The sequence below is a fragment of the Pseudomonas sp. HMSC057H01 genome (genome assembly GCF_001836405.1).
Classification (GTDB): domain Bacteria; phylum Pseudomonadota; class Gammaproteobacteria; order Pseudomonadales; family Pseudomonadaceae; genus Pseudomonas; species Pseudomonas aeruginosa.
The window spans coordinates 1-1,449 of sequence record NZ_KV828488.1 but is presented as its reverse complement, the minus strand read 5'-3'; the positions used below and the strand labels follow the sequence as shown (position 1 = coordinate 1,449).

At 66.5% G+C, this 1,449-nt stretch carries 1 protein-coding gene; it reads left to right on the top strand.

The features are described from left to right. A partial coding sequence (locus tag HMPREF2581_RS18505; RefSeq protein WP_049239624.1) for an acetaldehyde dehydrogenase ExaC occupies positions 1 to 1,449 on the top strand: 1,449 nt, incomplete at both ends.

Sequence of the window (1,449 nt, the reverse complement as noted above, 5' to 3'; positions counted from 1 at the left end):
CGCTACGGCAACTACATCGGCGGCGAGTTCGTGCCTCCGGTCAAGGGCCAGTACTTCACCAACACCTCGCCGGTGAACGGCCAGCCGATCGCCGAGTTCCCCCGTTCCACCGCCGAGGACATCGACAAGGCCCTCGACGCCGCCCACGCCGCCGCCGACGCCTGGGGCCGCACCTCGGTGCAGGAGCGTTCGAACATCCTGCTGAAGATCGCCGACCGCATCGAGCAGAACCTGGAACTGCTCGCCGTCACCGAGACCTGGGACAACGGCAAGGCCGTGCGCGAGACCCTCAACGCCGACATCCCCCTGGCCGCCGACCACTTCCGCTACTTCGCTGGCTGCATTCGCGCCCAGGAAGGCTCCGCCGCCGAGATCAACGACAGCACCGTGGCCTACCACATCCATGAGCCGCTGGGCGTGGTCGGGCAGATCATCCCGTGGAACTTTCCGCTGCTGATGGCCGCCTGGAAGCTGGCCCCGGCGCTGGCCGCCGGCAACTGCGTGGTGCTCAAGCCGGCCGAGCAGACCCCGCTGGGCATCTGCGTGCTGCTGGAACTCATCGGCGACCTGCTGCCGCCGGGCGTGCTCAACGTCGTCCAGGGCTTCGGCAGGGAGGCCGGCGAGGCCCTGGCCACCAGCAAGCGCATCGCCAAGATCGCCTTCACCGGTTCCACCCCGGTCGGCTCGCACATCCTCAAGTGCGCGGCGGAGAACATCATTCCCTCCACCGTCGAGCTGGGCGGCAAGAGCCCGAACATCTATTTCGAAGACATCATGCAGGCCGAGCCGGCGTTCATCGAGAAGGCCGCCGAGGGCCTGGTGCTGGCTTTCTTCAACCAGGGCGAGGTGTGCACCTGCCCGTCCCGCGCGCTGGTCCAGGAGTCGATCTACCCGGCGTTCATGGAAGAGGTGCTGAAGAAGGTCAGGGCGATCAAGCGCGGCGACCCGCTGGACACCGAGACCATGGTCGGCGCACAGGCCTCCCAGCAGCAGTACGAGAAGATCCTCTCCTACCTCGACATCGCCCAGCAGGAAGGCGCCGAAGTGCTCACCGGCGGCAGCGTCGAGAAGCTCGAAGGCAACCTGGCCAGCGGCTACTACATCCAGCCGACCCTGCTCAAGGGACACAACAAGATGCGCGTGTTCCAGGAGGAAATCTTCGGCCCGGTGGTCGGCGTCACCACCTTCAAGGACGAAGCCGAGGCCCTGGCCATCGCCAACGACACCGAGTACGGCCTCGGCGCCGGCCTCTGGACCCGTGACATCAACCGCGCCTACCGCATGGGCCGCGGGATCAAGGCCGGTCGCGTGTGGACCAACTGCTACCACCTGTACCCGGCCCACGCCGCGTTCGGCGGCTACAAGAAGTCCGGCGTCGGTCGCGAGACGCACAAGATGATGCTCGACCACTACCAGCAGACCAAGAACCTGCTGGTGAGCTACGACATC